Source organism: Listeria grayi, from assembly GCF_900638015.1.
Classification (GTDB): domain Bacteria; phylum Bacillota; class Bacilli; order Lactobacillales; family Listeriaceae; genus Listeria; species Listeria grayi.
Genome location: NZ_LR134483.1, coordinates 1,659,170 through 1,682,824, shown reverse-complemented (window position 1 = coordinate 1,682,824; position 23,655 = coordinate 1,659,170). Strand labels below are relative to the sequence as shown.

Annotated in this window: 21 protein-coding genes; 18 read left to right on the top strand and 3 right to left on the bottom strand. The window is 41.2% G+C overall.

The genetic code is table 11. The annotated features are described in order from the left end of the window. Positions 1-69 precede the first annotated feature (69 nt). From EL241_RS08125 to glnA, 7 genes are all read left to right on the top strand, one after another. Positions 70-789, top strand: a complete 720-nt coding sequence (locus EL241_RS08125; RefSeq protein ID WP_036106528.1) for a glycerophosphodiester phosphodiesterase family protein — start codon at positions 70-72, stop codon at positions 787-789. 199 nt (positions 790-988) lie between these two features. Continuing rightward, a complete protein-coding gene (locus EL241_RS08120) occupies positions 989-2,668 on the top strand; it encodes a glycerol-3-phosphate dehydrogenase/oxidase (RefSeq protein WP_036106533.1) in 1,680 nt (559 codons plus the stop codon). A 129-nt stretch (positions 2,669-2,797) separates the two neighbouring features. Beyond that, a complete protein-coding gene (gene miaA / locus EL241_RS08115) occupies positions 2,798-3,715 on the top strand; it encodes a tRNA (adenosine(37)-N6)-dimethylallyltransferase MiaA (protein WP_036106536.1) in 918 nt (305 codons plus the stop codon). A gap of 88 nt (positions 3,716-3,803) precedes the next feature. Then, the gene (hfq, locus tag EL241_RS08110; RefSeq protein ID WP_003755367.1) at positions 3,804-4,031 is read left to right on the top strand and encodes an RNA chaperone Hfq; all 228 of its coding nucleotides are present in this window, start codon (positions 3,804-3,806) and stop codon (positions 4,029-4,031) included. Between the two features lie 76 nt (positions 4,032-4,107). Beyond that, positions 4,108-5,331 (top strand): methionine gamma-lyase family protein, encoded by a 1,224-nt coding sequence (locus tag EL241_RS08105; RefSeq protein ID WP_036106538.1) that lies wholly within the window; start codon positions 4,108-4,110, stop codon positions 5,329-5,331. A gap of 165 nt (positions 5,332-5,496) precedes the next feature. Further along, positions 5,497-5,865, top strand: a complete 369-nt coding sequence (locus tag EL241_RS08100) for a MerR family transcriptional regulator (protein ID WP_003755372.1) — start codon at positions 5,497-5,499, stop codon at positions 5,863-5,865. A gap of 55 nt (positions 5,866-5,920) precedes the next feature. Next, positions 5,921-7,255 carry a type I glutamate--ammonia ligase gene (gene glnA, locus EL241_RS08095; RefSeq protein ID WP_036106543.1) on the top strand — a complete coding sequence of 445 codons (1,335 nt, stop codon included), beginning with the start codon at positions 5,921-5,923 and terminating at the stop codon, positions 7,253-7,255. 35 nt (positions 7,256-7,290) lie between these two features. Here the strand turns inward: glnA and EL241_RS08090 are convergent, their stop codons facing one another. Beyond that, positions 7,291-7,824: a GNAT family N-acetyltransferase gene (locus tag EL241_RS08090; protein ID WP_036106546.1), complete on the bottom strand. Its 534-nt coding sequence runs from the start codon at positions 7,822-7,824 to the stop codon at positions 7,291-7,293. Next, entirely contained in the window at positions 7,821-8,435 is a 615-nt protein-coding gene (gene lexA, locus EL241_RS08085; protein ID WP_003755380.1) for a transcriptional repressor LexA, read from the bottom strand. Before lexA ends, EL241_RS08090 begins: the two co-directional genes overlap by 4 nt. A 159-nt stretch (positions 8,436-8,594) precedes the next feature. Here lexA and yneA point away from each other — a divergent pair, with 159 nt between their 5' ends. The 9 genes from yneA (at position 8,595) to EL241_RS08040 (ending at position 18,618) form a co-directional block, all read left to right on the top strand. Continuing rightward, positions 8,595-8,927 carry a cell division suppressor protein YneA gene (gene yneA / locus EL241_RS08080; RefSeq protein WP_003755382.1) on the top strand — a complete coding sequence of 111 codons (333 nt, stop codon included), beginning with the start codon at positions 8,595-8,597 and terminating at the stop codon, positions 8,925-8,927. An 88-nt stretch (positions 8,928-9,015) separates the two neighbouring features. Beyond that, the gene (locus EL241_RS08075) at positions 9,016-9,243 is read left to right on the top strand and encodes a DUF896 domain-containing protein (RefSeq protein WP_036106551.1); all 228 of its coding nucleotides are present in this window, start codon (positions 9,016-9,018) and stop codon (positions 9,241-9,243) included. A gap of 94 nt (positions 9,244-9,337) precedes the next feature. Further along, positions 9,338-11,332 (top strand): transketolase, encoded by a 1,995-nt coding sequence (gene tkt / locus EL241_RS08070; protein ID WP_003755386.1) that lies wholly within the window; start codon positions 9,338-9,340, stop codon positions 11,330-11,332. Between the two features lie 218 nt (positions 11,333-11,550). Continuing rightward, complete coding sequence (locus tag EL241_RS08065; RefSeq protein WP_003755388.1) at positions 11,551-11,790, top strand: YneF family protein; 240 nt, start codon at positions 11,551-11,553, stop codon at positions 11,788-11,790. A 1,018-nt stretch (positions 11,791-12,808) separates the two neighbouring features. Continuing rightward, the gene (locus tag EL241_RS08060; RefSeq protein ID WP_003755408.1) at positions 12,809-13,447 is read left to right on the top strand and encodes a hypothetical protein; all 639 of its coding nucleotides are present in this window, start codon (positions 12,809-12,811) and stop codon (positions 13,445-13,447) included. Between the two features lie 406 nt (positions 13,448-13,853). Continuing rightward, complete coding sequence (locus EL241_RS08055) at positions 13,854-15,605, top strand: ABC transporter ATP-binding protein (protein WP_126320495.1); 1,752 nt, start codon at positions 13,854-13,856, stop codon at positions 15,603-15,605. A gap of 1 nt (position 15,606) precedes the next feature. Further along, complete coding sequence (locus EL241_RS08050; RefSeq protein WP_036106553.1) at positions 15,607-17,403, top strand: ABC transporter ATP-binding protein; 1,797 nt, start codon at positions 15,607-15,609, stop codon at positions 17,401-17,403. Between the two features lie 72 nt (positions 17,404-17,475). Next, positions 17,476-17,958, top strand: a complete 483-nt coding sequence (locus EL241_RS08045; RefSeq protein WP_036106554.1) for a CcdC family protein — start codon at positions 17,476-17,478, stop codon at positions 17,956-17,958. Between the two features lie 156 nt (positions 17,959-18,114). Beyond that, the gene (locus tag EL241_RS08040; RefSeq protein WP_003755416.1) at positions 18,115-18,618 is read left to right on the top strand and encodes a hypothetical protein; all 504 of its coding nucleotides are present in this window, start codon (positions 18,115-18,117) and stop codon (positions 18,616-18,618) included. Between the two features lie 15 nt (positions 18,619-18,633). On the opposite strand, the gene EL241_RS08035 is transcribed toward EL241_RS08040, so the two are convergent. Beyond that, positions 18,634-19,245, bottom strand: a complete 612-nt coding sequence (locus EL241_RS08035; protein ID WP_036106557.1) for a lysophospholipid acyltransferase family protein — start codon at positions 19,243-19,245, stop codon at positions 18,634-18,636. 106 nt (positions 19,246-19,351) lie between these two features. Between EL241_RS08035 and EL241_RS08030 the strand changes: the two genes are divergently transcribed. Both EL241_RS08030 and EL241_RS08025 read left to right on the top strand, forming a co-directional pair. Beyond that, positions 19,352-20,479 carry an exonuclease SbcCD subunit D gene (locus EL241_RS08030; RefSeq protein WP_036106559.1) on the top strand — a complete coding sequence of 376 codons (1,128 nt, stop codon included), beginning with the start codon at positions 19,352-19,354 and terminating at the stop codon, positions 20,477-20,479. Beyond that, a complete protein-coding gene (locus EL241_RS08025; protein ID WP_126320493.1) occupies positions 20,476-23,541 on the top strand; it encodes an AAA family ATPase in 3,066 nt (1,021 codons plus the stop codon). Before EL241_RS08030 ends, EL241_RS08025 begins: the two co-directional genes overlap by 4 nt. Positions 23,542-23,655: the final 114 nt, after the last annotated feature.

Sequence of the window (23,655 nt, the reverse complement as noted above, 5' to 3'; positions counted from 1 at the left end):
AGGTAGATATTTAAAAAATCTTTCTGAATCAGTTATAATAAAAACAGAAGCGAAATGGAGGGAATGACAATGACAATGATCATGGCTCATCGAGGAAGCAGCGGAACACATCCAGAAAACACACTCGCAGCGATCAAAGAAGCAGTAAAAGCTGGTGCCGACTCGATCGAAATAGACGTGCAACTTACCCAAGATAATATTCCGATCGTGATGCACGATAAAGACGTTAATCGCATGACAAATGGCAAGGGTTTGATTCGTTCTTTCACATATGAAGAAATCAAAAAACTACATATCAAACGATCTGGCTGGAGAGCAGTGCTGCCAATGAAGATCCCGTCGTTCCAAGAAGTATTGGACGCATTGAAAGAAACACCGATCCTGCTAAACATTGAATTAAAGACAGATGAATTTGATTACCCGGGTATTGAAAAGATCGTGTTGGATCTTTGCAACGCACAAGGCGGAAAAACAAAGTTCTTATTTTCCTCGTTTAATCCGGAAACACTAAAACGAGTTCGAGCATTAGATCCAGTTGCGGACCTGGCATTGATAACAGGACGGGATCTGAAGACACTGGCTGAGATCCAGCAATCGATCGAGATTCAAGCCATCCATCCTGATAAACGGACTTTAGGCGATCCATTGCTAGCAGGTTTAAAGGTCCGCTATTGGACAGTGAATAAAGAAGCGGACATCCGGAAATTTCTTTTAAGCGGTGCAGACGGTATCATCACCGACTACCCGGCACGTGCGAAAGAGATACAGACGAAATTAGCCGATCAATAAGCAAGCTGCTTTTCTTTTTGAAAAGAATACGCTATACTAAAAATAAGTTAATAAATTGTCCGAGATTTGGAGAGACTGCAAAAAGCGTGCGCACGCTTATTTTGCAGTCTCTTTTTCTTTTGTTTCGTTTTCACCAAAAAGTGGAAAAGAAGAGAGTAATCGAATGGACGATTTAGTATATATCAAGGGGGAACATTAAATGGTGCAATTATTTTCTAGTTTTGACCGTGAAACGATCACACGCAAGCTGCAAGAGAAAAAATATGATATCGTCGTTATCGGCGGAGGGATCACTGGCGCAGGAATCGCGTTAGATGCCATTACCCGTGGACTTTCCGTAGCATTAGTAGAAATGAAAGACTTTGCTAGCGGAACTTCTTCCAAATCCACCAAATTAGTACACGGCGGATTGCGTTATTTACAGCAATTCCAAGTAAAAGAAGTAGCAGAATTAGGGAAAGAGCGTGCCATCGTCTATGAAAATGGACCACATGTCACTACTCCCGAGTGGATGATGTTGCCATTCCATAAAGGCGGCAATATGGGTAAAACCACAGCTTCATTTGGTATCCGCGTTTACGATCATTTGGCTGGTGTCAAAAAAAGCGAACGCCGCAGAATTTTAAGTCCAAAAGAAACATTGGCAAAAAATCCATTTGTTAAAAAAGACGGCTTAAAAGGTTCCGGCTATTATGTGGAATATCGTACAGATGATGCTAGATTGACGATCGAAGTTATCAAAAAGGCAGTAGAGCTAGGCGCAGACATCCTGAATTATGTAAAAGTAGAAAGTCTATTATATGATGATAATCACAACGTTTCTGGCGTGACTGCTACGGATCAGGTTACTGGGAAAGCGTTTGAAATCAATGGACGCCGCGTTATCAATGCAGGTGGCCCTTGGGTAGACAAGATTCGTAATATGGATCATACCCGCAACAATAAACACTTACGTTTAACAAAGGGAATCCATTTAGTTATCGACAAAAAACGCTTCCCGATGGAACAAGCAGTTTATTTTGATACACCGGACGGTCGAATGGTATTCGCGATCCCACGTGATAAGAAAGTGTATGTTGGTACGACGGATACTTTTTATGAAGAAGAAATCATCCATCCGCGTGCTTTGGAATCCGATCATAATTATGTTATCAAAGCGATCAATTACATGTTCCCAGATGTGAAAATAACGGAGAAAGATATTGAATCAAGCTGGGCTGGAGTAAGACCGCTGATTTATGAAGAAGGAAAAGATCCTTCCGAGATTTCGCGAAAGGATGAAGTTTGGTTTTCCGAAAGCGGTTTGATCACGATGGCCGGCGGTAAGCTGACCGGGTACCGCAAAATGGCGGAAAAACTATTGGATGATATCACCAAAGGAATCGAAAAAGAAACCAAGACCAAATATAAAAACGTACAGACCAAACATTTGCCGATCTCCGGTGGGGATATCGGTGGCTCGAAGAACTTAGAAAACTTCCTTGCTAAAAAAGCGCAAGAAGGAAACAATCGTTTCGGTTGGACGCTCGAGAAAGCACGCGAATTGGCAAAACGATATGGCACAAATATCGATCAACTCTTCACCTATGCGGAAGCGCATAAGGAAGATCCAGAAAATCCGCTACCAAACAGTTTATATGCGGAGCTTCATTACAGCATTTATCATGAAGCAGTGCAGACCCCGGTCGACTTCCTCTTCAGAAGAACCGGTTATCTATTATTCGATATCGACTATTTGCAAGAACACAAAAAAGCAGTGGTCGAAGAAATGAATAGAGTCTTCCACTGGGAAGAAGAACGCCGTCAAGCATACGAAGAAGACCTGGAAAAAGAAATCCAAGATGCTGTAGAACCAGCTGACTGGCATGACCGTAAGTAAATCATCTAAAACCCCCTGCGTTTCGCAAGAAAACGCGGGGGTTTTCTTTGAAAAATAAATTTTATAAGAAACTATTTTCAATAATGTCAATTCGTGGTACATTTGTATCAGATGTAAGGAGGTTTTTGTTTGAGTGCTATTCCTGTAATCGTCATTGTAGGTCCGACTGCTGTAGGCAAAACAGCGTTAAGCATCGCTGTAGCTGAGAAATTCAGCGGTGAGATCATCAGCGGCGATTCCATGCAAGTCTACAAGGGTCTTGACATCGGTACAGCCAAAGTGACCACTGAAGAAATGCACACGATTCCCCATTATCTGATCGATGAGGTAGAGCCGCAAACGCCATTTACAGCAGCGAAATTTCAAAAGGCGACGAAGCAATATATCCACCAGATCGCAGGCCGAGCCAATTTACCCATTATCGTCGGCGGAACCGGATTATATATCCAATCCGTATTTTACGATTACAACTTTGGGACGATTGCTGAGGATCGTACATATCGAAAAGAATTGGAAAAACTAGATAACGATGTTTTGTGGGAACAGTTGAAAGCGTTAGATAGTTTGAGTGCAGAACGTATCCATGCCAACAACAAACAGCGTGTGATTCGTGCTTTAGAAGTCATCAAAGCTACGAACAAGCCTTTTTCAGCGATGCACACGCATAAAGAGCCGGTGGCTGATTTTCGGCCGCTATACATTGGTCTTGACCTTCCACGGGAACAGCTTTACGCGAGAATCAATGTGCGTGTCGAGCTCATGCTGCAAGCAGGACTTGTCGAAGAAGCAAGAAACCTATATGAACAAGGCTTGGATAAAAATCTTCCGGCAATGAAAGGAATTGGCTATAAAGAACTATTCGCTTTCTTTGAAGGGGATATTAGTCTAGAGGCAGCAACCGACCAGATCAAGCAGAATTCACGTCGTTTCGCCAAACGGCAGTTGACGTGGTTCCGCAATCGTATGGATATTCACTGGCTAGAGGCCGACAGCCAAATGCTAAACAATACGGCAGAACAATTGATTACTGACTTTTTAAAGAAATAAAAGCGGATATCGGTTTTATTTCGACCCAGAAGGGTATTGGAAATCAGTATGACTTTAAAGAGTAAGAGAGAGATAGGAGAGATATAACATGAAACAAGGTGGACAAGCATTACAAGATAATTTTTTAAATCAACTTAGGAAAGAAAAAATCCCGGTTACTGTTTTTCTAACTAACGGCTTTCAACTACGCGGAAGAGTAACAAGCTTTGACAATTTCACTGTTTTGCTTGATGTAGAAGGAAAACAGCAATTAGTATTTAAGCACGCTATCTCTACCTTTTCACCACAAAAAAATGTTACGCTCGTTACGGAATAAAACAAAAAAAGTGAGCAGTATCTCTAATAGAGGAGATACTGTTTTATTTAGAAATACATAGAGAGAGGAACGACGAATGGATATTCAAACGCTGAAAAGCAATGTTGAAAAACAAATCGAACCGCTGCAAAAAGAAACGGATAAGATCGCGGAGATCAACCAAGCTAAAGTACTGGATAGTTTTCAAAAAAATCATGTCAGTGATCAGCACTTCAATCCGTCGACAGGGTATGGCTATGACGATGAAGGCAGAGATACGCTAGAACGTGTCTATGCAGATGTTTTTCACACGGAAGATGCTTTGGTGCGCTCGCAGATCATCTCAGGGACACATGCGATCTCTACTGCATTGTTCGGCGTGTTACGTCCGGGCGATGAATTGATCTATATCACAGGTTCGCCCTACGATACGCTAGAAGAAATCGTTGGGATAAAAGGAAGTGGCAAAGGATCGCTGAAAGAATTCCAGATCGGGTTCCAAGCGATACCACTTACAGAAGAAAAAGAAGTGGATGTCGATGCGGTAAAAGCTGCGATCACAACGAAAACAAAAATGATCGGTATCCAGCGCTCAAAAGGATATGCAGATCGCCGCTCTTTTTCAATTGCAAAAATAGCAGAAATGATCCAAATGTTGCGGACGATCAATCCAGAGCTGATCATATTTGTAGATAACTGCTATGGTGAATTTGTGGAACTGCAGGAACCGACAGATGTTGGCGCAGATCTGATTGCCGGTTCGCTGATCAAGAATCCCGGTGGCGGTCTCGCTAAAATCGGTGGTTATATAGCTGGGAAAAAAGATTTGATCGAGCTTTGTAGCTATCGACTCACTACCCCCGGAATCGGAAAAGAAGCAGGAGCAAGTCTGTACAGTTTATTAGAGATGTATCAAGGTTTCTTTCTTGCCCCTCATGTGACAGCTCAAGCGGTAAAAGGCGCACGTTTCACTGCTGGAATGCTTGCAGGTTACGGTGTTGATGTCGAACCAAGCTGGGATGCACCACGCACCGATCTGATCCAAAGTGTTTCCTTCCATGACAAAACAAAAATGATCCGTTTTGCAGAAGCTATCCAGCAGGCCTCCCCCGTCAATGCTTATGTCAGACCTGAACCCGCTTACATGCCTGGCTACCAGGACGATGTCATCATGGCAGCAGGCACATTTATTCAAGGTGCAAGTCTAGAACTGACTGCGGATGGACCAATAAGAGCACCTTATCAGCTCTACATTCAAGGCGGTTTGACATATGAACATGTAAAAGTCGCAGTAACACGCGCCGTCACATCGATTTTATAAAAAAAGTTTATCTTTTTAGATAAACTTTTTTCTTATATCCGCTAACCTGTTGTCTATCAATGGATTTCGTTTATGTTAGATTATCTTACGTAAATTTGACAAAAGAACTAACGTTATTTATAATGCATATAAAGATGACATATAAAAGTGGTTGGAGGGAATAGGATGAGTGAAAAAGAAATTCGGAGATCGATGCCGCTTTTTCCAATTGGTCCAGTAATGAAATTAACGGATTTAACTGCAAGGCAAATACGTTATTATGAAGATCAAGATTTGATTCACCCTGCAAGAAATCAAGGAAACCATCGCCTCTACTCCTTACAAGACATTGACACTTTACTTGAGATCAAAGATTACTTGAACGATGGCCTGAATATTGCAGGAATCAAGAAAATGTATCAAATGCAACACACCGATGATAAATCACCATTGACTGACGAAGACGTGCGCAAGATATTGCGCCGAGAAATGCAGCAAGCAGGACGTTTTATCAAACAAGATGATTCAGGCAAGCGACAGCTACCGCATTTTTAATCGATATTTACTTTTTTAAAGTTAATATAATTTGAATTTTGGGAGGATTTAGAAAATGGCACAATATACGAAAGAAGATATTTTCCGCTTCGCAGAGGAACAGAACGTAAAATTCATTCGCTTACAATTCACGGATATCCTAGGTATCATCAAAAACGTAGAGATTCCGATCAGCCAATTAGAAAAAGCGCTGGATAACAAAATCATGTTTGATGGTTCCTCCATCGAAGGTTTTGTAAGAATTGAAGAATCGGATATGTACTTATTCCCTGACTTGGATACATGGGTAGTGTTCCCATGGACAGCCGAAAAAGGAAAAGTTGCGCGGATGATCTGCGATATTTACAACCCGGATATGACTCCATTTGATGGTGATCCTCGCGCCAACCTGAAACGTGTACTTACAGAAATGGAATCACTTGGCTTTACAGATTTCAACTTAGGACCTGAACCGGAGTTCTTCCTTTTCAAACTAGACGAAAACCGCAAACCAACATTAGAGCTGAACGATAGCGGCGGTTATTTCGACTTAGCACCGACTGATTTAGGGGAAAACTGTCGACGCGACATCGTACTTGAATTAGAAGAAATGGGCTTTGAGATCGAAGCGAGTCATCATGAAGTAGCACCAGGACAACATGAGATCGATTTTAAATACGAAGATGCTATAACGGCATGTGACAATATCCAAACATTCAAATTAGTTGTAAAAACAATTGCTCGTAAGCATGGTCTACACGCGACATTTATGCCAAAACCATTGTTCGGTGTAAATGGTTCCGGAATGCACTTCAATATGTCGCTCTTTAATAAAGAAGGCAACGCATTTTTCGATGAATCCGGTGAATTGCAATTGAGCAAAGATGCGTATCACTTCCTAGCAGGAATGATCAAACACGCGCCTAACTACACAGCAATCACAAATCCAACAATTAACTCATATAAACGTTTGGTACCAGGTTACGAAGCGCCATGTTATATTGCTTGGTCCGGTAAAAACCGCAGTCCATTGATCCGTGTACCAAGTTCAAGAGGGTTAAGCACACGCCTAGAATTACGAAGCGTTGATCCATCTGCCAATCCTTACTTAGCAATGGCTGCATTATTGCAAGCTGGCTTGGACGGGATCAAGAACGAATTAGAGCCGCCAGCACCAGTGGATCGCAATATCTATGGTATGAACGAAGAAGAACGCCACAAACACGGGATCTATGATCTTCCAGAAAGCTTAGGCCACGCGCTGAAAGAGCTTTCGAAAGATGAGATCATTAAAGAAGCACTAGGAGAACATATTTACGAACACTTTATCGAAGCAAAAGTAATCGAATGCGACATGTTCCGTACTGCAGTTCATCCGTGGGAAAGAGATCAATACTTAGAAATCTATTAATAAAAAAAACGCTCCAGTCACTCTGGGGCGTTTTTTTATTTGATATTTAGATGATATAAAACATGATCAGCAAGAGGAGAATCGTGAGCTACCCGCGGATGTATAAACGCTCCTGCAAAAGTCATCCCGATCCTCTGCATGACTTTTTGAGAAGGGAGATTTGCTTTTGCAGTGAAACTGATGACCTCTTGGAGAGCGGTTTTCGCTGCTGCATAATCAAGCGCTCCTCTCGCTGCTTCTGTTGCATAACCTTGATGCCACTTTTCCTCGCAAAGTCGCCAACCAATCTCGGTAGCAGGTGTAAAGCTGCTTTCAAAATCAGCAAGATGAAAGCCAGTAAAGCCAATAAATGCTCTCGATCGCTTTTCTTCCAAAGCAAAAAGCCCGTAATTATTTGCCGTCAGCAATAATTGGAGCTTTTCCATAAATACTTTCGATTCTGCCGCGTTCAACTTGTGCGGGAAGTAGCGCATCACAGCATCATCTTGATTCATTGCTGTAAACGCAGGCAAATCCTCCGGCTGATAATCTCTGGCGATCAGTCGTCTTGTTTCAAAATATACGGTCACACGATATCTCGATAAAGCCCGATGACTTTGCCTAAAATAGATACTTGTTGCAGAATGATCGGTTCAAAAGCATCATTTTCGGGTTGTAGGCGGAAATGATCTTGTTCTTTATAGAATCGTTTGCAAGTCGCTTCATTATCTTCTGTCATCGCTACAACGATCTCGCCGTTGTTAGCATTGCTTTGTTGTCTAACGATAACGCGGTCTCCGTCTAAGATCCCCGCTTTCATCATACTCTCACCATCGATCTCCAACATGAAAACATTGCTTTCGCCACTCGTCAAGTGTTCAGGAAGCGGAAAGTACTCTTCGACATTTTCGATCGCTGTTATTGGAGTACCAGCTGTAACTTTCCCGATGATAGGAACAGCGACTGTACTTGGGATATCGATCTCATCTTCCAATGAAAGGATCTCGATCGCTCTTGGCTTCGTAGGATCGCGGCGGATAAGGCCTTTGGTTTCTAATCGTTCTAAGTGACCATGGACAGTAGAACTGGAGGCAAGTCCAACAGCTTCACCGATTTCCCGAACGGATGGCGGATAGCCTTTTGCTTTAACTTGTGCTTTTATAAAATCATATATATCCTGTTGGCGTTTGGATAGTTTCATGTTTTCACCTCATCATTAATATGTATTCTTCTTATAACATAGTATAGCAAATGTCTGTTCGATATGCAAACAAAGGTTCGATTTTTTCTGTTGACAAAAGGGAACAGTCGTTCTATAATAATAAAAAAAGCGAACATATATTCTTGTGGAGGGATTTTCATGACTTTGAAAACATTTTGGAATAAATTTTATATGTCGATTATTTTCATAGCGATCTGTACGGTATTTGGTATGATATTACTCTTTATGTATGCAGGGGAGAATACAAAAGATTACAATAAAGTCTCTATTAAAGAAGGGGATTCTTTATGGGCACTTGCGGATAAATATGCCGATGAAAGTTCCATGAACAAAGCACAGTTTATCAGTTGGGTCGAGAATGAGAACGAGTTACAAGACGGCGAGGTAAAAGCGGGCGAGGCGATCGTCATTCCTGTGAAGCAGGATAATCGGTTAGAAAAGAATGGCGAAATACAACTAGCAGACCAATAATTAAAAGAATGTGATGATTTATGTTATAATGAAGGAAGTGGTCTTAGACTGCTTTCTTTTTCATTTTATAAAAAAAGGATGTTACGTGATGTTAGAAAAATCGAAAATTGAACGGCTTAATTTACTAGCAAGAAAGAAAAAAGCAGGTACGCTGACGCTTCAAGAAAAGAAAGAGCAAGCGATCTTACGTGAAGAATATCTAAAAAATTTCCGTACGCACATGCGAGGTACGATTGAAAATACAACTGTCATCGATCCGAAAGGAAACGATGTCACCCCAGCAAAAGTAAAGGCTCTCAAGAAGAAAAAGAAATAAGCAACATAGAGATAAGATAGTTGTACAATCGGCTTAGAAAGATTATTATAGTGTATAGGAAGTTGTAAAATCAAAAGAAGAGAGGATGTTAAACTTGTTTGATAAAACAGATCAATTAGCGATCAACACAATCAGAACGTTATCTATCGATGCGGTACAAAAAGCGAATTCAGGACACCCTGGATTGCCAATGGGGGCAGCTCCAATGGCCTACACATTGTGGTCAAAAGTATTGAACACAAATCCGGCTAATTCGCATTGGTTCAACCGTGATCGTTTTGTGTTGTCTGCTGGGCATGGTTCCATGTTATTATACAGCCTGCTTCATTTAAGCGGTTTCAAACTTCAAATTGAAGATCTGAAAAATTTCCGCCAATGGGAAAGTAAAACTCCCGGACATCCAGAATATGATTATACAGACGGCGTAGACGCAACTACCGGTCCATTAGGACAAGGTATCGGCATGGCTGTCGGTATGGCAATGGCAGAACGTCACTTAGCAGCATTATACAATAAAGAAAATTATCCAGTCGTGGATCACTATACATACGCGCTATGTGGTGATGGTGATTTAATGGAAGGAGTTGCGGCAGAAGCTGTTTCTCTTGCTGGTCACCAACGTCTTGGCAAATTAGTATTATTATACGATTCCAATAATATCTCATTAGATGGTGATTTGGATAAATCATTCTCAGAAGATATTAAAGGACGCTTTGAAGCATACGGCTGGGAACACTTGCTAGTAAAAGATGGCAATGACACAGCAGAGATTCTTGCAACAATCGAAAAAGCTAAACAAAATACATCCCAACCAACCATTATCGAAGTGAAAACAACAATCGGTTTTGGTGCTCCAAATGCTGGAACAAGCAAAGTCCACGGTGCTCCACTAGGCGCTGAAGGCGTAAAAGCAGCGAAAAAAGCATATGGCTGGGATTACGAAGAAGATTTCTACGTACCAAGTGAAGTATATACACGCTTTAAAGAGACGATCGCAACGCGTGGCGAAGAAGCAGAAACAGCATGGAATGAATTATTCGGTGCTTACAAAAAAGATTATCCCGAACTTGCCGAAACATTTGAAGCAAGCTTAAAAGGTGAACTTCCAGAAAACTGGGATGCGGATCTGCCAACATACGGCGATGACAAAGCATTAGCTAGTCGAGCATCTAGCGGGGAAGTAATCAATGCGTTAGCAGATAAAATCACAACATTCTTTGGTGGTTCTGCTGACTTAGCAGGCTCCAATAATACAACCATCAGCTCTGACGGTGAATTCACAAAAGAAAATCCAGCAGAACGTAATATCTGGTTCGGTGTTCGTGAATTTGCGATGGCAGCAGCATTGAATGGTATGGCACTTCATGGTGGCTTGCGTGTATTTGGAGGAACATTCTTCGTATTCTCCGACTATCAACGCGCAGCGATCCGTTTAGCTTCTATCCAAAAACTACCTGTCACATACGTGCTGACACATGATAGTATTGCTGTTGGTGAAGATGGTCCAACTCATGAACCAGTTGAACAACTTGCATCGCTTCGTGCAATGCCTGGCTTATCCGTTCTTCGTCCAGCTGACGGAAACGAAGTAGTCGCAGCATGGAAGATCGCGATCAGTTCTAAAAACCAACCTCATGCACTCGTCTTGACACGTCAAGGCTTACCGACATTGCCAAAATCTGCAGAATTAGCAGAAGAAGGCGTTGCCAAAGGGGCTTACGTGATTTCACCAGCTAAAAATGACAAACCAGAAGTCATCTTGCTTGCAAGCGGCTCTGAAGTCAACTTAGTAGTGGAAGCACAAAAAGAACTTGCGAACCAAGGAATCGATGCATCAGTTGTCAGTGTTCCATCTTTCGACTTATTCAGCAAACAATCAGCGGAATATAAAGAATCCGTTCTGCCAAACGACGTAAGAAAACGTGTTGCAGTAGAAATGGGTACAACATTCGGTTGGGAACGTTTCGTTGGACTAGACGGAAAAATTATCGGGATCGACAAATTTGGTGCTTCTGCTCCAGGTAATACAATCATTGAAAACTACGGCTTTACTGTTGACAATGTTGTCAATGCCGTTCGTTCTCTTTAATAGAAAAGCTTTGAAAAGCAGAAGACACATGTCTTCTGCTTTTTTTGCTAGGGTAATAATCACATTGCGAAAGCGTTATGAAGATGATATAATGAAATGGTTGTTTGACAATGGGAGTCTTCTTTTATTGAATGAATAAACAAGAATATTTTTATTGTTTATAACAAAACAATCAAGTAAAATAAAAGAGGTAATAGGTCAAGGAGGAGAAAAAGTTTATGTGGATATACATTCTCGTGGGTATCATTTGCTTGCTTCTAGGAGCAGTCGGCGGATTTTTTATCGCAAGACAATACATGATGAGCTATTTGAAAAAGAACCCACCTATCAATGAACAAATGTTGCAAGTAATGATGGCGCAAATGGGTCAAAAGCCATCTCAAAAGAAAATCAACCAAATGATGAGCGCAATGAACAAACAATCAGCCCAAGCATCAACGAAGAAAAAATCGAAGTAAAAAGCTGTTTTGATCGTTTCCAAACATTTGAGGTATTATTATAAGTAGCTATTTTAGACTAGATACTAGTGGAAAAGAAACTAAATAATACCGACGCATTTATCACATATTATTTAATTATCTATAGAAATCCTCTTTCTAATGACACGTACAAAAGTCATGGAAAGGGGTTTTTGTTATTATCGGAAACTTCCTACTAATTTTAATGATAATTAGACAAATTTATAAACCGCTGATAAGAAACGATCTTAACTTGAAATAGAAGAAGCTTTCTAAGCATAAATCAATGGAATTTAATTCATTATAAGGAATTTGTATAAGATATTAAGAAAGAACTGATCCATAAGTACGCCATAATATCGTCACATTTAGAAAATAATTATGCTCATGAAAACCTAGTACTCTTTAAAAAATAACAATGAGTAAATAACGGCTAATTTATTCAAATATAGCGCTTATGAAACAATTGATCATTCTCTTTTTTGACATTTTGAAATAAAAGTTTTACGTGTTGAATCAAAATGAACCCCCTTATTATGCGAAAACACAGTTACAAATATATCTTTTTGTAACACATGACTCCTTTTTAAAAACTTTTTTCTATATGCATGAAAGTTGCATAAAATTACATTTGGCTAAACCTAGCAGTAGAGTGGGGTATTAAAAAGAAAACGGTTAGTAGTCTATAAAGTCAGAAAATTGAGAATGTAAGGGCAACCAAGAGCGGGAAAAACCTTGCAACTCACTTCATTGAATTAATAGCTGGAATAATCAGAATTTAATATCAAGACTTACTATTCATCTGCTTGAATATTCGATTTACAAAGGCTTTACAAAATCTATAAAAAATAAAAACGTTTAAACTGTTGGTATCAAAGGGTTTAGAAGTGCTTTTGCCATGCAAAGTTACAAAGTGTGCAAGATGTAACGGAGGTCTTGTAAAGTTTCCGTAAATCCGTATACTTAGAAAAGGCTGGAAGGAATACCAGTGGAAAAATACCGAGGGGGCAACAATAAAATGAAAAAAGTTTTGATCCGAGTTTTTATTACTTTAGCACTGACAGTAGTAATGTTCGTTGGGGGAACATACGTCGCAGATGCTGCCAACACAATCTTACATGGCAAGGAAGACAAGATTCAACAAATTAATGCAGTATTAGATTCCTTAGACGGAAAACTTACTAGTAAAGTAAAACAAGTAAATGATTTAAACACACAAGTAAGTGACCTGCAAACACAAATCCAAACGTTAAAAGCGAACTACAACACTGCACAAGCAAACTACACACAATATCAACAACTATATGATGTGAAATCACAACAATATGATCGTGATATGCAACAAAAAAATGTAGAATTACAACAAAAAGATGTGCAAATTCAACAAAAAATCGCTGAAGGTCAACAACAAGTGGCTCAAATTCAAACACAGTTAAACGCCAAACAATCCGAATTAGATGCGGCTAACCAAAAATTAGGTACACTAAATCAACAAGTTTCTGATTTGACAAGCCAAAAAAATACATTGACAGCACAATTAGCGGACAAAGATAAAAATCTAAGCGACATCACTGCTAAATATGAAAAACTAAAAGCTGATGTTGACAACACTGCGTCCCATGCTGCACAAGTCCAAAACAATCATTCCAACGATTGATTTTACAGAAACCTACTTGCGTTCCTATGCAAGTAGGTTTTTTTGTGGGCAAAAACAGGATTAGAACTTGAGGGAAACTCAAGTTCTTTTTCTTTGTTTTGAAATTTTTTGAAAAATTTAATTTTTCTTATTGTAATTTTGTTTTAGATACGATAGAATAATATCGTTGCGAAAAATAAGAAGGAGGTATGGAAAATGAATTTACTACGAGGAAAAAATTCAGCAAAACATTATTATCAGCTATTATTCTGTCCATTTTCTTTCCATGCCTATGGGATGCTTTCTTAGGGAAAAAAGTGTCTTCTTATTGCATAGTATATAAAAATTGGATAAATGATATTTGATAATAATGGACTTAGGTTAATGTCCATTATTTTTTATTTGTCCAAAAAAGGAGGGAACGGGCTTGAAAATTTTTAAGGAGCTGAGTTGGTTTTTTAAGGAAAGGTGGAAACATTATTTATTAGGCGTGAGCATTTTATTCATGATTTCTCTACTCCAATTGATTCCTCCGCAAATCATCGGGATAACGATTGATGCGATTACTCAGCAGGTGATCACTTCCAAAAAATTATTTAATTGGATGCTGATCTTAGTTGTTACTGGTATTTTCACTTATCTGGGAAGGTACGTATGGCGGAACATGATCTTTGGTTCTGATAATCGTTTGCAGCGGACATTGCGACTGCGACTGTTCGAGCATTTTACAAAAATGTCGCCGTTTTTCTTTCAACGTTATCGTACGGGGGATTTAATGGCGCATGCGACGAATGATATCAATGCGATCCAACAAGTGGCGGGAGCAGGTGTGCTTCAGTTAGCGGATTCTGTATTGACCGGCAGTACAGTCATTATTACGATGGCGATCACGATCGATTGGCGACTGACGCTGATCGCGCTTCTCCCGATGCCGTTTATGGCGCTTGGGAGTTCGATGCTGGGAAGACGGATGCACGCGCGCTTTCACAAGGCGCAGGAATCTTTTTCAAGATTAAATGATAAAACGCAGGAAAGTATTTCCGGAATTAAAGTAACACGCACATTTGGTCAAGAAAAAGAGGATGTTCAGGACTTTAGCAATCAAGCGGAAGTGGTCGTGAAAAATAATGTTTCGGTTGCAAAAGTCGATGCCTTATTCGAACCGATGATTTCTGTGATCGTTGGTATCTCCTTTGTATTATCTATCATTTTTGGTTCTAAGTTTGTAGTGGATGGTTCTTTGACGATTGGACAGGTCATCGCGTTTACGAACTATTTATTCTTATTGATTTGGCCGATGTTGGCGTTTGGCTTTTTGTATAATGTCATCCAACGCGGAAGCGCTTCTTACGACAGGGTCATGCATTTGTTGAATGAAAAAGAGGATATTATTGAAGAAGAAGGGGCAATCACAACCAAGCCTTCTGGAGCGATTCAAATGAATCTGGAACGGTTCACATATCCTGATGAAAAAGAAGCTGTTTTGAAAACGATCGACTTTATACTTCCAGCTGGCGGGACGCTTGGGGTCGTTGGGAAAACAGGCGCTGGGAAGACGACATTATTGAAGCTATTGATGCGGGAATTTGATGACTACGAAGGGGAAATCAAAATTGGCGGGAGATCGATCAAACAATATTCGTTGAAAGCACTTCGAAGTTCGATCGGCTATGTTCCGCAAGATCAGTTTTTGTTTTCGACAACGATTGAAGGGAATATTCGTTTCGGGAAACCAGAGGCGTCACATGAAGAAGTAGAGCAGGTTGCTGATCTAGTGGCCGTCCATGAAGATATAGTCGGATTTGAGCAAGGTTATCAAACTGTGGTCGGGGAGCGCGGGGTTTCACTTTCCGGTGGACAAAAACAACGCTTGGCGATTGCTAGAGCTTTGATTTTAGATCCAGAACTATTGATTTTGGACGATGCGCTCTCTGCGGTCGATGCAAAAACCGAAGAGCAGATCCTGCATAATCTTAAAACGACGCGTACTGATAAAACCACGATAATCGCGGCTCACAGACTTAGTTCAGTCGAACATGCCAATGTCATTATTGTTATTGATGGTGGCCGGATCATCGAGCGCGGGACGCATTCGGAACTTATGACGGAAGACGGCTGGTATGCCGAAATGTTCCGTAATCAGCAGCTTGAACAATCTTTAGAGAAAGGGGGCGAATAAAATGGAGAAAACGGTAGAAGAGCTGGAACTGACGACGATGTCAGGAAAAGAGCATCGATATGTCATCAAACGAATGCTTAGCTACACGAAATATCATATTCCACTATTGATCGTTACCATGGTACTGGTTTTATTAGCGACAGTGGCAGATGTTTTTGCGCCGCTTGTGATCAAGACGTTTTTGGATGATCATTTAACAAAATTGGATATTTCAACAAAAATTATTTTGATTTTTAGTTTTGGCTATTTTGGTATTATTTTGGGACAATCGATCATTCGATATTTTCAATTATTCCTTTTTCAAAAAATTGCTTTTAAGATCATCAAACAGATGCGGGTCGATATTTTTTCGAAATTACAGTCGCTGGGAATGCGTTATTTCGATAAAACGCCGGCCGGAAGTATTGTTTCGCGGGTGACGAATGATACGGAAGCGGTCAAAGATATGTTTATCGATGTTCTATCTACTGCGATCCAAAGCTTCTTCATGCTGATCGGTATCTATGCGGCAATGTTTGCGCTGGATGTGACATTAGCACTTTATAGTCTGATCGTCTTCCCATTGATTTTGTTGATCATCTTTGTTTATCGGAAGTACAGTTCCAAATTTTACCGGGCACGTCGGGAGAAGCTGAGTCAGCTAAATGCCAATATCAGCGAGTCGATCTCCGGGATGTCGATCATTCAGCAGTTTAATCAAGAAAAACGGCTGACAAGTGAGTTTGAGGAGATAAATGCGGATTACTATAATGTAAGTTTAAAAAACATCAAGTTCAATGCGCTCTTACTTGGGCCTGCGATCGACCTGCTCTATGCTTTCGCAGTCGTAGTGATATTAAGCTTCTTCGGTGTTAACGCGCTTACAGGCACTGTAGCGATCGGGATGATCTATGCCTTCATATCTTACTTTGACCGCTTTTTAGAAGCAATCTATGCAGTTATGGAGCGGCTGGCGATCTATCAAGAAGCAATTACCTCGGCAGCACGGGTTTTTCGGATCATGGATGAAAAAGAAGCGGCGCCGAAACAGCTGGAAACTTCAGAAAACCGTATCAGTGCCGCTAAAATCGAGTTCCAAGATGTTTCTTTCGCCTATGACGGACGAAATGATGTCCTCAAGCATATCAGTTTTACCGCGGAACCTGGGCAGACTGTTGCCTTAGTCGGGCATACTGGTAGTGGGAAAAGTTCGATCATCAATCTAATGATGCGCTTTTATGAGTTTGAGCGTGGCGAGATTTTGATTGATGGCAAGTCGATTCGCTCCTATCCGATCGCAGAACTGCGCAAGAAAATGGGATTAGTCTTGCAGGACAGTTTTATGTTTTACGGAAATGTTAAGGACAACATCCGGCTTTACAATAAAAATATCTCTGATGAAGAAGTCGAATCAGCAGCAGAATTTGTTCAGGCGGATAAATTTATCCAAACGTTAGATGGGAAATATGATCATAAAGTGATTGAACGGGGTGCTTCGTTTTCAAGTGGACAAAGACAACTGATCTCCTTTGCTAGGACGGTGGTGACCAATCCGCAGATCTTGGTGTTAGATGAAGCGACTGCCAACATCGATACAGAAACAGAAACGCTGATTCAGACAGGACTTCAAAAAATGCGGGAAGGGCGTACAACGATCGCGATCGCGCATCGATTATCGACGATCAAAGACGCAGACCTGATTCTTGTGCTTGCAAAAGGAAGCATCATCGAAAGCGGGACACATGAGAGTCTCATTGGCGAAAAAGGTGTGTATTATTCGATGTATCAGCTGCAAAAAAGCGGAATGGATATCGAATAGCTCAATTTTGTGTTTTTCTTGAAAAACGTATATAATAAATGGCGGAATTGAATTGCATAGGGAGGAATGATTGTGTCATTACTTGTATCAATCATCATAACATTTATTTTCGGGACAGGAATCATCTTTATTCGGATGAAAGCATCGAAACGCCCGACAAATGTAAAAGGTATCCTGATTCCGCCAATTATGATGTCAACTGGCGCATTGATGTTTGTGATCCCGTATTTTTGGGTGACGACGCTTGATATTATCGAAGCGGTGGTTCTAGGATTGATTTTCTCAGTTATTTTGATCGCAACGACAAAGTTTACAGCGAAAGATAATTTTATCTATATCAAGAGAACCAAAGCATTTCCCATTATTTTGATGGCACTACTTTTGATCCGAATCTTTATCAAATACTGGATCAGTGGCAGTGTAGATGTCAGTGAATTACCAGGGATGTTTTGGATCATGGCATTTGCGATGATTGTTCCATGGCGAATTGCCATGTATTACCAATTTAAAGCAGCAGAGCGCCGACTTTTAACAACTGGAGAACTGACGAAATAATGTTGTAATCATTTAGTGAAATGTTTATAATATAATAAGTTACATCGCGAGTAACATATGAAAAATCAGCACGTGTAATGGCGAGAGTTCCCTACTGACGCGGCCAGTAAAATAGGCAGACTCCCAAGACACCGCAAACCAAGGAGGAATTTAGCAATGAAAAAATGGCTCGTAGCAGCCTTTACTCTACTATTAGCAGTAGCTTTAGTAGCGTGTGGTTCCGGCAATGATTCAAACAAGGACAAATCGAAAAGTGTTTCTAAGACAACCGTGTTAGACTACTACATGAACCTTTCTGATAAAGTCAGCGACAAAGTACATGATCTAAGCGCTTATCAAAATATGACTGGGCTAGATCCAAAACCTTCGGAAGCAGATCTTAAAAAAGCAGCTAAACCAGCTAGCGAATCTGCACAACAAGCAAGCGATGAACTGAAAAAAGAAAAAGTTCCCGCGAAGCTTGGTAAATATCAAAAAGACCTGCAAGCAGGGGTAGATCAATTAGCGGAAGGCTATGCCGATGAAGCAAAAGCATTGCAAACGCCTAAGCGCGATACTGCTGCAGCAGATAAGAAATTAGCTGAAGCTTCTTCTAAGATCGGTAGCGTTCTTGAAAAAGCTGGTCTTAGCAAATCCGATATTTTAACAGACGTACATTAATAAGAAAAACGGATATCATTTTTTGATATCCGTTTCTTTTATTTCTGCTCGTAATTTCGTAAATGTTTCCATCAATGCTTGTGACTTTTCTTCTAATATTTCTTTTTGTTCTTGTTCTGTAGATTCAAAATCGATCGCATCACCAAAACGAATGGTGATTTTTTTGCGTTTTAGCAACTCTTTCACTGTTTTTGGACCCTCATATACTGCTGGTAGCATTGGAACGCCTGCTTTATAGGCAATCGTCACAGCACCTCTTTTTAACTGGATATTACTGGTATTGCGTGTGCCGCTTGGAAAGATACCTACCACTTTCCCTGAGCGAAGCAGCTTGATTGGCGCTTTGATAGCACTTGGTCCCGGCTTTTCGCGGTTGACTGGAAAAGCTCCTAAATGGAGGAGGACCCAGCTGAACACTTTGTTCTTAAAGAGTTCTTGCTTCGCCATAAAATAAATCTGCTGCGGTGTGAGCGCACGGCCCAGATAGAGGATCTCGATCCAAGTCGAATGCGGAGAGACGACAACAAAAGGACCTTCAATGATTTTCTCTTTGTTTTGTATACGAAAATGGCCGCCGATAAGAAATAAAATGACGGCAACAACGCCTTTGGCAAATTTATAAAACAAAATCTTCACTCCCAAAATTGACTAATCTTTGTTACTATTAAGTATACTGAAAAAACACGGAATTTGCATTAAAAACTTCTAGTTTGGAATAGAAAAGAGGATGAACATGAAAGTTTTACATACAGCCGATCTGCATTTAGGGAAAATCGTTGCCGGCGTGTCGATGCTTGCGGAGCAACGTGAGGTATTGAAACAAATCACGACCATCGCGCTCGAAGAAAAAGTAGATGCTATCATCGTTGCAGGTGACCTTTATGATCGTTCGATCCCGCCTACAGACGCAGTAGAGTTATTAGATGAAGTGCTGCAGACTTGGAATGTAGAACATCGCTTTCCAATTTTAGCGATCAGTGGCAATCATGACAGTCAAGAGCGGCTTGCTTTCGGCTCGACATGGTATGAAAATAACAAGCTGTTTTTAAAGGGGAAATTGACAAATAAGATGCAGCCGATCGAGCTAGATGATACGCAATTTTGGCTTGTTCCTTATCATGAACCGGCTCAAGCAAGAGAGATTTTTCAAGATGATGCGATTCGCAGTCATGAAGATGCCATGCAGCGTGTCGTTGCGGAAATCAAGAGAAACTGGGACCCGACAAAAGCACAGGTATTGATTGGGCATGCTTTTGTTGCCGGCGGAGTTCCAAGTGATTCCGAACGTCAACTGGCGATCGGGAATGTCGACCGTGTCGCGACCCAAGTCTTTGAAGCGTTTACGTATACCGCGCTTGGTCACTTGCACCACCCACATGCAATCAAACATCCGACCATCCATTACAGCGGTTCGCCGCTCAAATATTCCTTCTCCGAGGCCGAAGATCATAAAAGCGTCCGAATCGTCGAATGGAATGCGGAAGGGCTGATCTCTGTGAACGAACGCGAATTAACACCTGTCCACGATATGCGGATATTGACAGGGACATTGAAAGCACTCACGACTCATATAGATGGTTCCCCGGAAGATTATTTACAAATTCGTTTGCTAGACGCTGGTGCGTTGATCGATCCAATTGGAAAATTACGCGCCTTTTATCCGAATATCTTGCACTTGGAACGTGTGAAGCCAAGACTTGAAAAGGCGAAAAAAGAAGCTTTTAAAGAAGTGATCCAAAAGGACGAACGTGATTTATTCCAGCAGTTCTTCCATTATACAACGGGAGAAACATTATCGGCTGATCAAAACGAGGTCTTAGAGGAAGTTATTGCCGAAGTCAGAGGAGCGGATGGAAATTGAAACCTTTAAAATTAACGATGCAGGCTTTTGGCGCATATGCGGGTAAAGAAACAATTGATTTTACGGAACTACAGCACGAACAGATTTTTATCATTTCCGGAAAAACGGGAGCAGGTAAATCGACCATTTTCGATGCGATCAGTTTTGCGATCTTTGGTAAAAACAACACCAGTGATCGGGATGGAATCTCCATGCGAAGCCATTATGCAAGTGCGGACGAACTGACAGAGGTGAGTCTTCTTTTTAAATTAGGAACACGGATCTTCCGAATCGAACGAACACCCCAACAGGAGATCACAAAAAAACGCGGTGAGGGTACACGTACCGTCAACCAAAAAGCGGTCTTATATGAAATCATGGATGGCGAAGAAAAACTGCTCGCCAGTGCGATTCGTGATGTCGATAGCAAGATCAGTGAACTCATGCAGCTGACAGTCGATCAGTTCCGCCAGATCTTGATGATCCCGCAAGGCGAATTTCGCGAACTGCTGACATCAGACAGCAAAGAAAAAGAAGCAATCTTACAGCGGCTAGCACACACCTATATTTATAAGCAAATGGAAGATAAGTTATGGGAAAAAGAGAAAAAATTGGCAGATGAGATCCAGCAAAAACGTCAAGCGGTAATATTGCTTGCAGAAAATGGATTGGATGAAAAGGCCATGCTCAGCGGGATGACGACTGAGGAAATCAGCCAGCAGTTTCAAACAGAGATCAGCCAAAAAGAAGAAGAACAGATCGAGAGCGAACTGCAGTTGAAAAAAGTGCGGAAAGAAGCAGATGAAGCTGCAGAAAAATGGACACTCGCAAAAAATATCCAAACGGATTTTCAATACTTAGAACGATATCAAGCAGAATTAGCGCAATTTGAGGCTAAACAAGAAGCAGTCGAGTCTCAAATCCACACCCTACAGCGTGCCAAACAAGCACTGCGCCTCCAATCTCAAGATGCAAACTGCATACAGCTCAAAGCAAGGCTTACAAAACGGGAACGTGAACTAGCTGAGATCGAACGCGAACTAGCCGAAGCGACCACACGTTTGCAGACGATCCGGAAAGAAAGCGACGCTATCGAAGCTAAAGCAGATTGGATCGAAGAAAGACGCAAAACGTTCTATTATTTGGAAAATCTAGAACCAAAAATCATAAAATGGGAAGCTTTAAAAACCAAGGCAGAAAACGAGCAGTTGGCAAAGTTAGCAGCAGCTTTAGAACAGAATGCGCAGCAAATCAAAGACCTGGAGCAGCAAAAAGCGGGATTTGATCGGCAAAAAGAACAGCTTGTCGATGTGGAAATAAACCAATTAAAGCGGGCAAATGAAAGTGCACAACAGGAACGTGAATTAGAAATTTGGCGTCAAAAAAAACAGCAACTTGCGGAGTTAACCGTTTACAGAGAAAAGCAAGCCGCAACGCTGGGGCAACTAGCTGCCTATGAACAGCAATTAGCACCGCTGGAAGAACAGGTGGAAGCACTAGAATCCCAGCAAAAAAATCAGCAAGCCGCCGTCTTAGCCGGTCATCTGCACGAAGGAGAAGCCTGCCCAGTATGTGGTTCCACTACGCATCCAGAGCTAGCCGTTTTCAGCAATGAAGTGGATCTGGAATTACTGGCACAAACACAAGAAGATTTACAGCATTTGCAGAGTAAAAAAGAACAATTAAAGGCGGAAAATCAACAAATAACCTGGCAAATGAGCCAATTGACACGGGAAGACCTTCCAAATGCAGAAGAAATAAACGCCAACATCGCCAGCCTTACTGAAGCCTTGCAAAAGCTTGCTTCTCAAGCCGCCGAAGCTGAGAGGATGCTACAGACCAAGCAAACACTTCACTTGGAAATAGAGAAAGCGATCGCTGCCCAGCAAGAACTAGAACAGACCATTACGAAACAGCAGCAAAGCTATGAAACGCTCAAACAGCAAAGCGAACAAATAGCCGCCGAACGAACTTTCTTAGAACAGGAAATACCAGCAGAATACCAAAATCTACAAAAGTTTCAACAAGAAAAGCAGCAGCTACAAGAACAGATCACTAGCCATGATAAACAAACAAAACAACTGCAAGAAGAACTTCACAGCATAATAGAAGAAGTTAGCCGTAAAGATGCTGCGAAAGGCAACGTGAAGCAGGATATGGCACGCACGCAGCAAGAATTGGACGAAGAACGTGCAAGTTTCAAGCAATTGCTAAAAGAACAAGAATTTGCTTCGTATGACGCTTATAAGCAAGCGTCACTTACCGATGAGGAAATGGACAAACTCGAAAAGCAGATCCAAGCTTTCCAAAATGACTTTGAAATCGCCAAATCAAGGTATCAGGATCTATCGACTAAGCTCGCAAATACAGCTTATCCGGATCTAGATCACTTAGAAGAAGTCTGGCAAGAGAAACAACAGCAACGGGAACGTTTGGAAGAGCAGACCGTTAAACTTCGTGATCGCCTGACTTTCAAGCGAGAGAACTTCCAACGTTTTGAAAAAGAAATGCACCATGTTGCCAAACAAGAGCAGAAATATGCTGAACTCGGATTCTTAGCAGATACGGCACGAGGGAAAAATGAACGTAAACTCACTTTTGAACGTTATGTGCTGGGGGCATTCCTCGACACGATCATCGAACGCGCTAATCTGCGTCTTGCAAAAATGACAGGTGGCAGATTTCAGCTCAGCCGCAAACTGGACCGTTCTAAGGGGAACGCACAAAGTGGACTCGAATTAGAAGTTTATGACGCATATACAGGTTATATGCGCCATGTACGAACGCTTTCGGGAGGCGAAAGCTTTAAAACCTCTCTTGCGCTGGCACTTTCGCTAGCAGAAGTCGTTCAAGAGATGGCTGGGGGAATCTCCTTGGAAACGATGTTTATTGATGAAGGATTTGGCACATTAGACCCTGAATCACTCGAAATGGCTGTAGAGTGCCTACTAGAAACACAAGAGAGCGGGCGCCTAGTCGGAATTATTTCCCATGTGCCGGAACTGAAAGAACGTATTCCAGTTCGGTTAGAAGTCACTGCCACTAATCACGGTAGCACGACGGAATTTATTCATATGCTTTGATAAGAAATGCTTCGTAAAATGGATGATGCTAATTGCGGTTTTTACTGCCTAAAAAAGCATTTTCCGTGATACGGAGCGTTTTTTTGCCTTATAATAGCAACTGCCTGCGAGTTG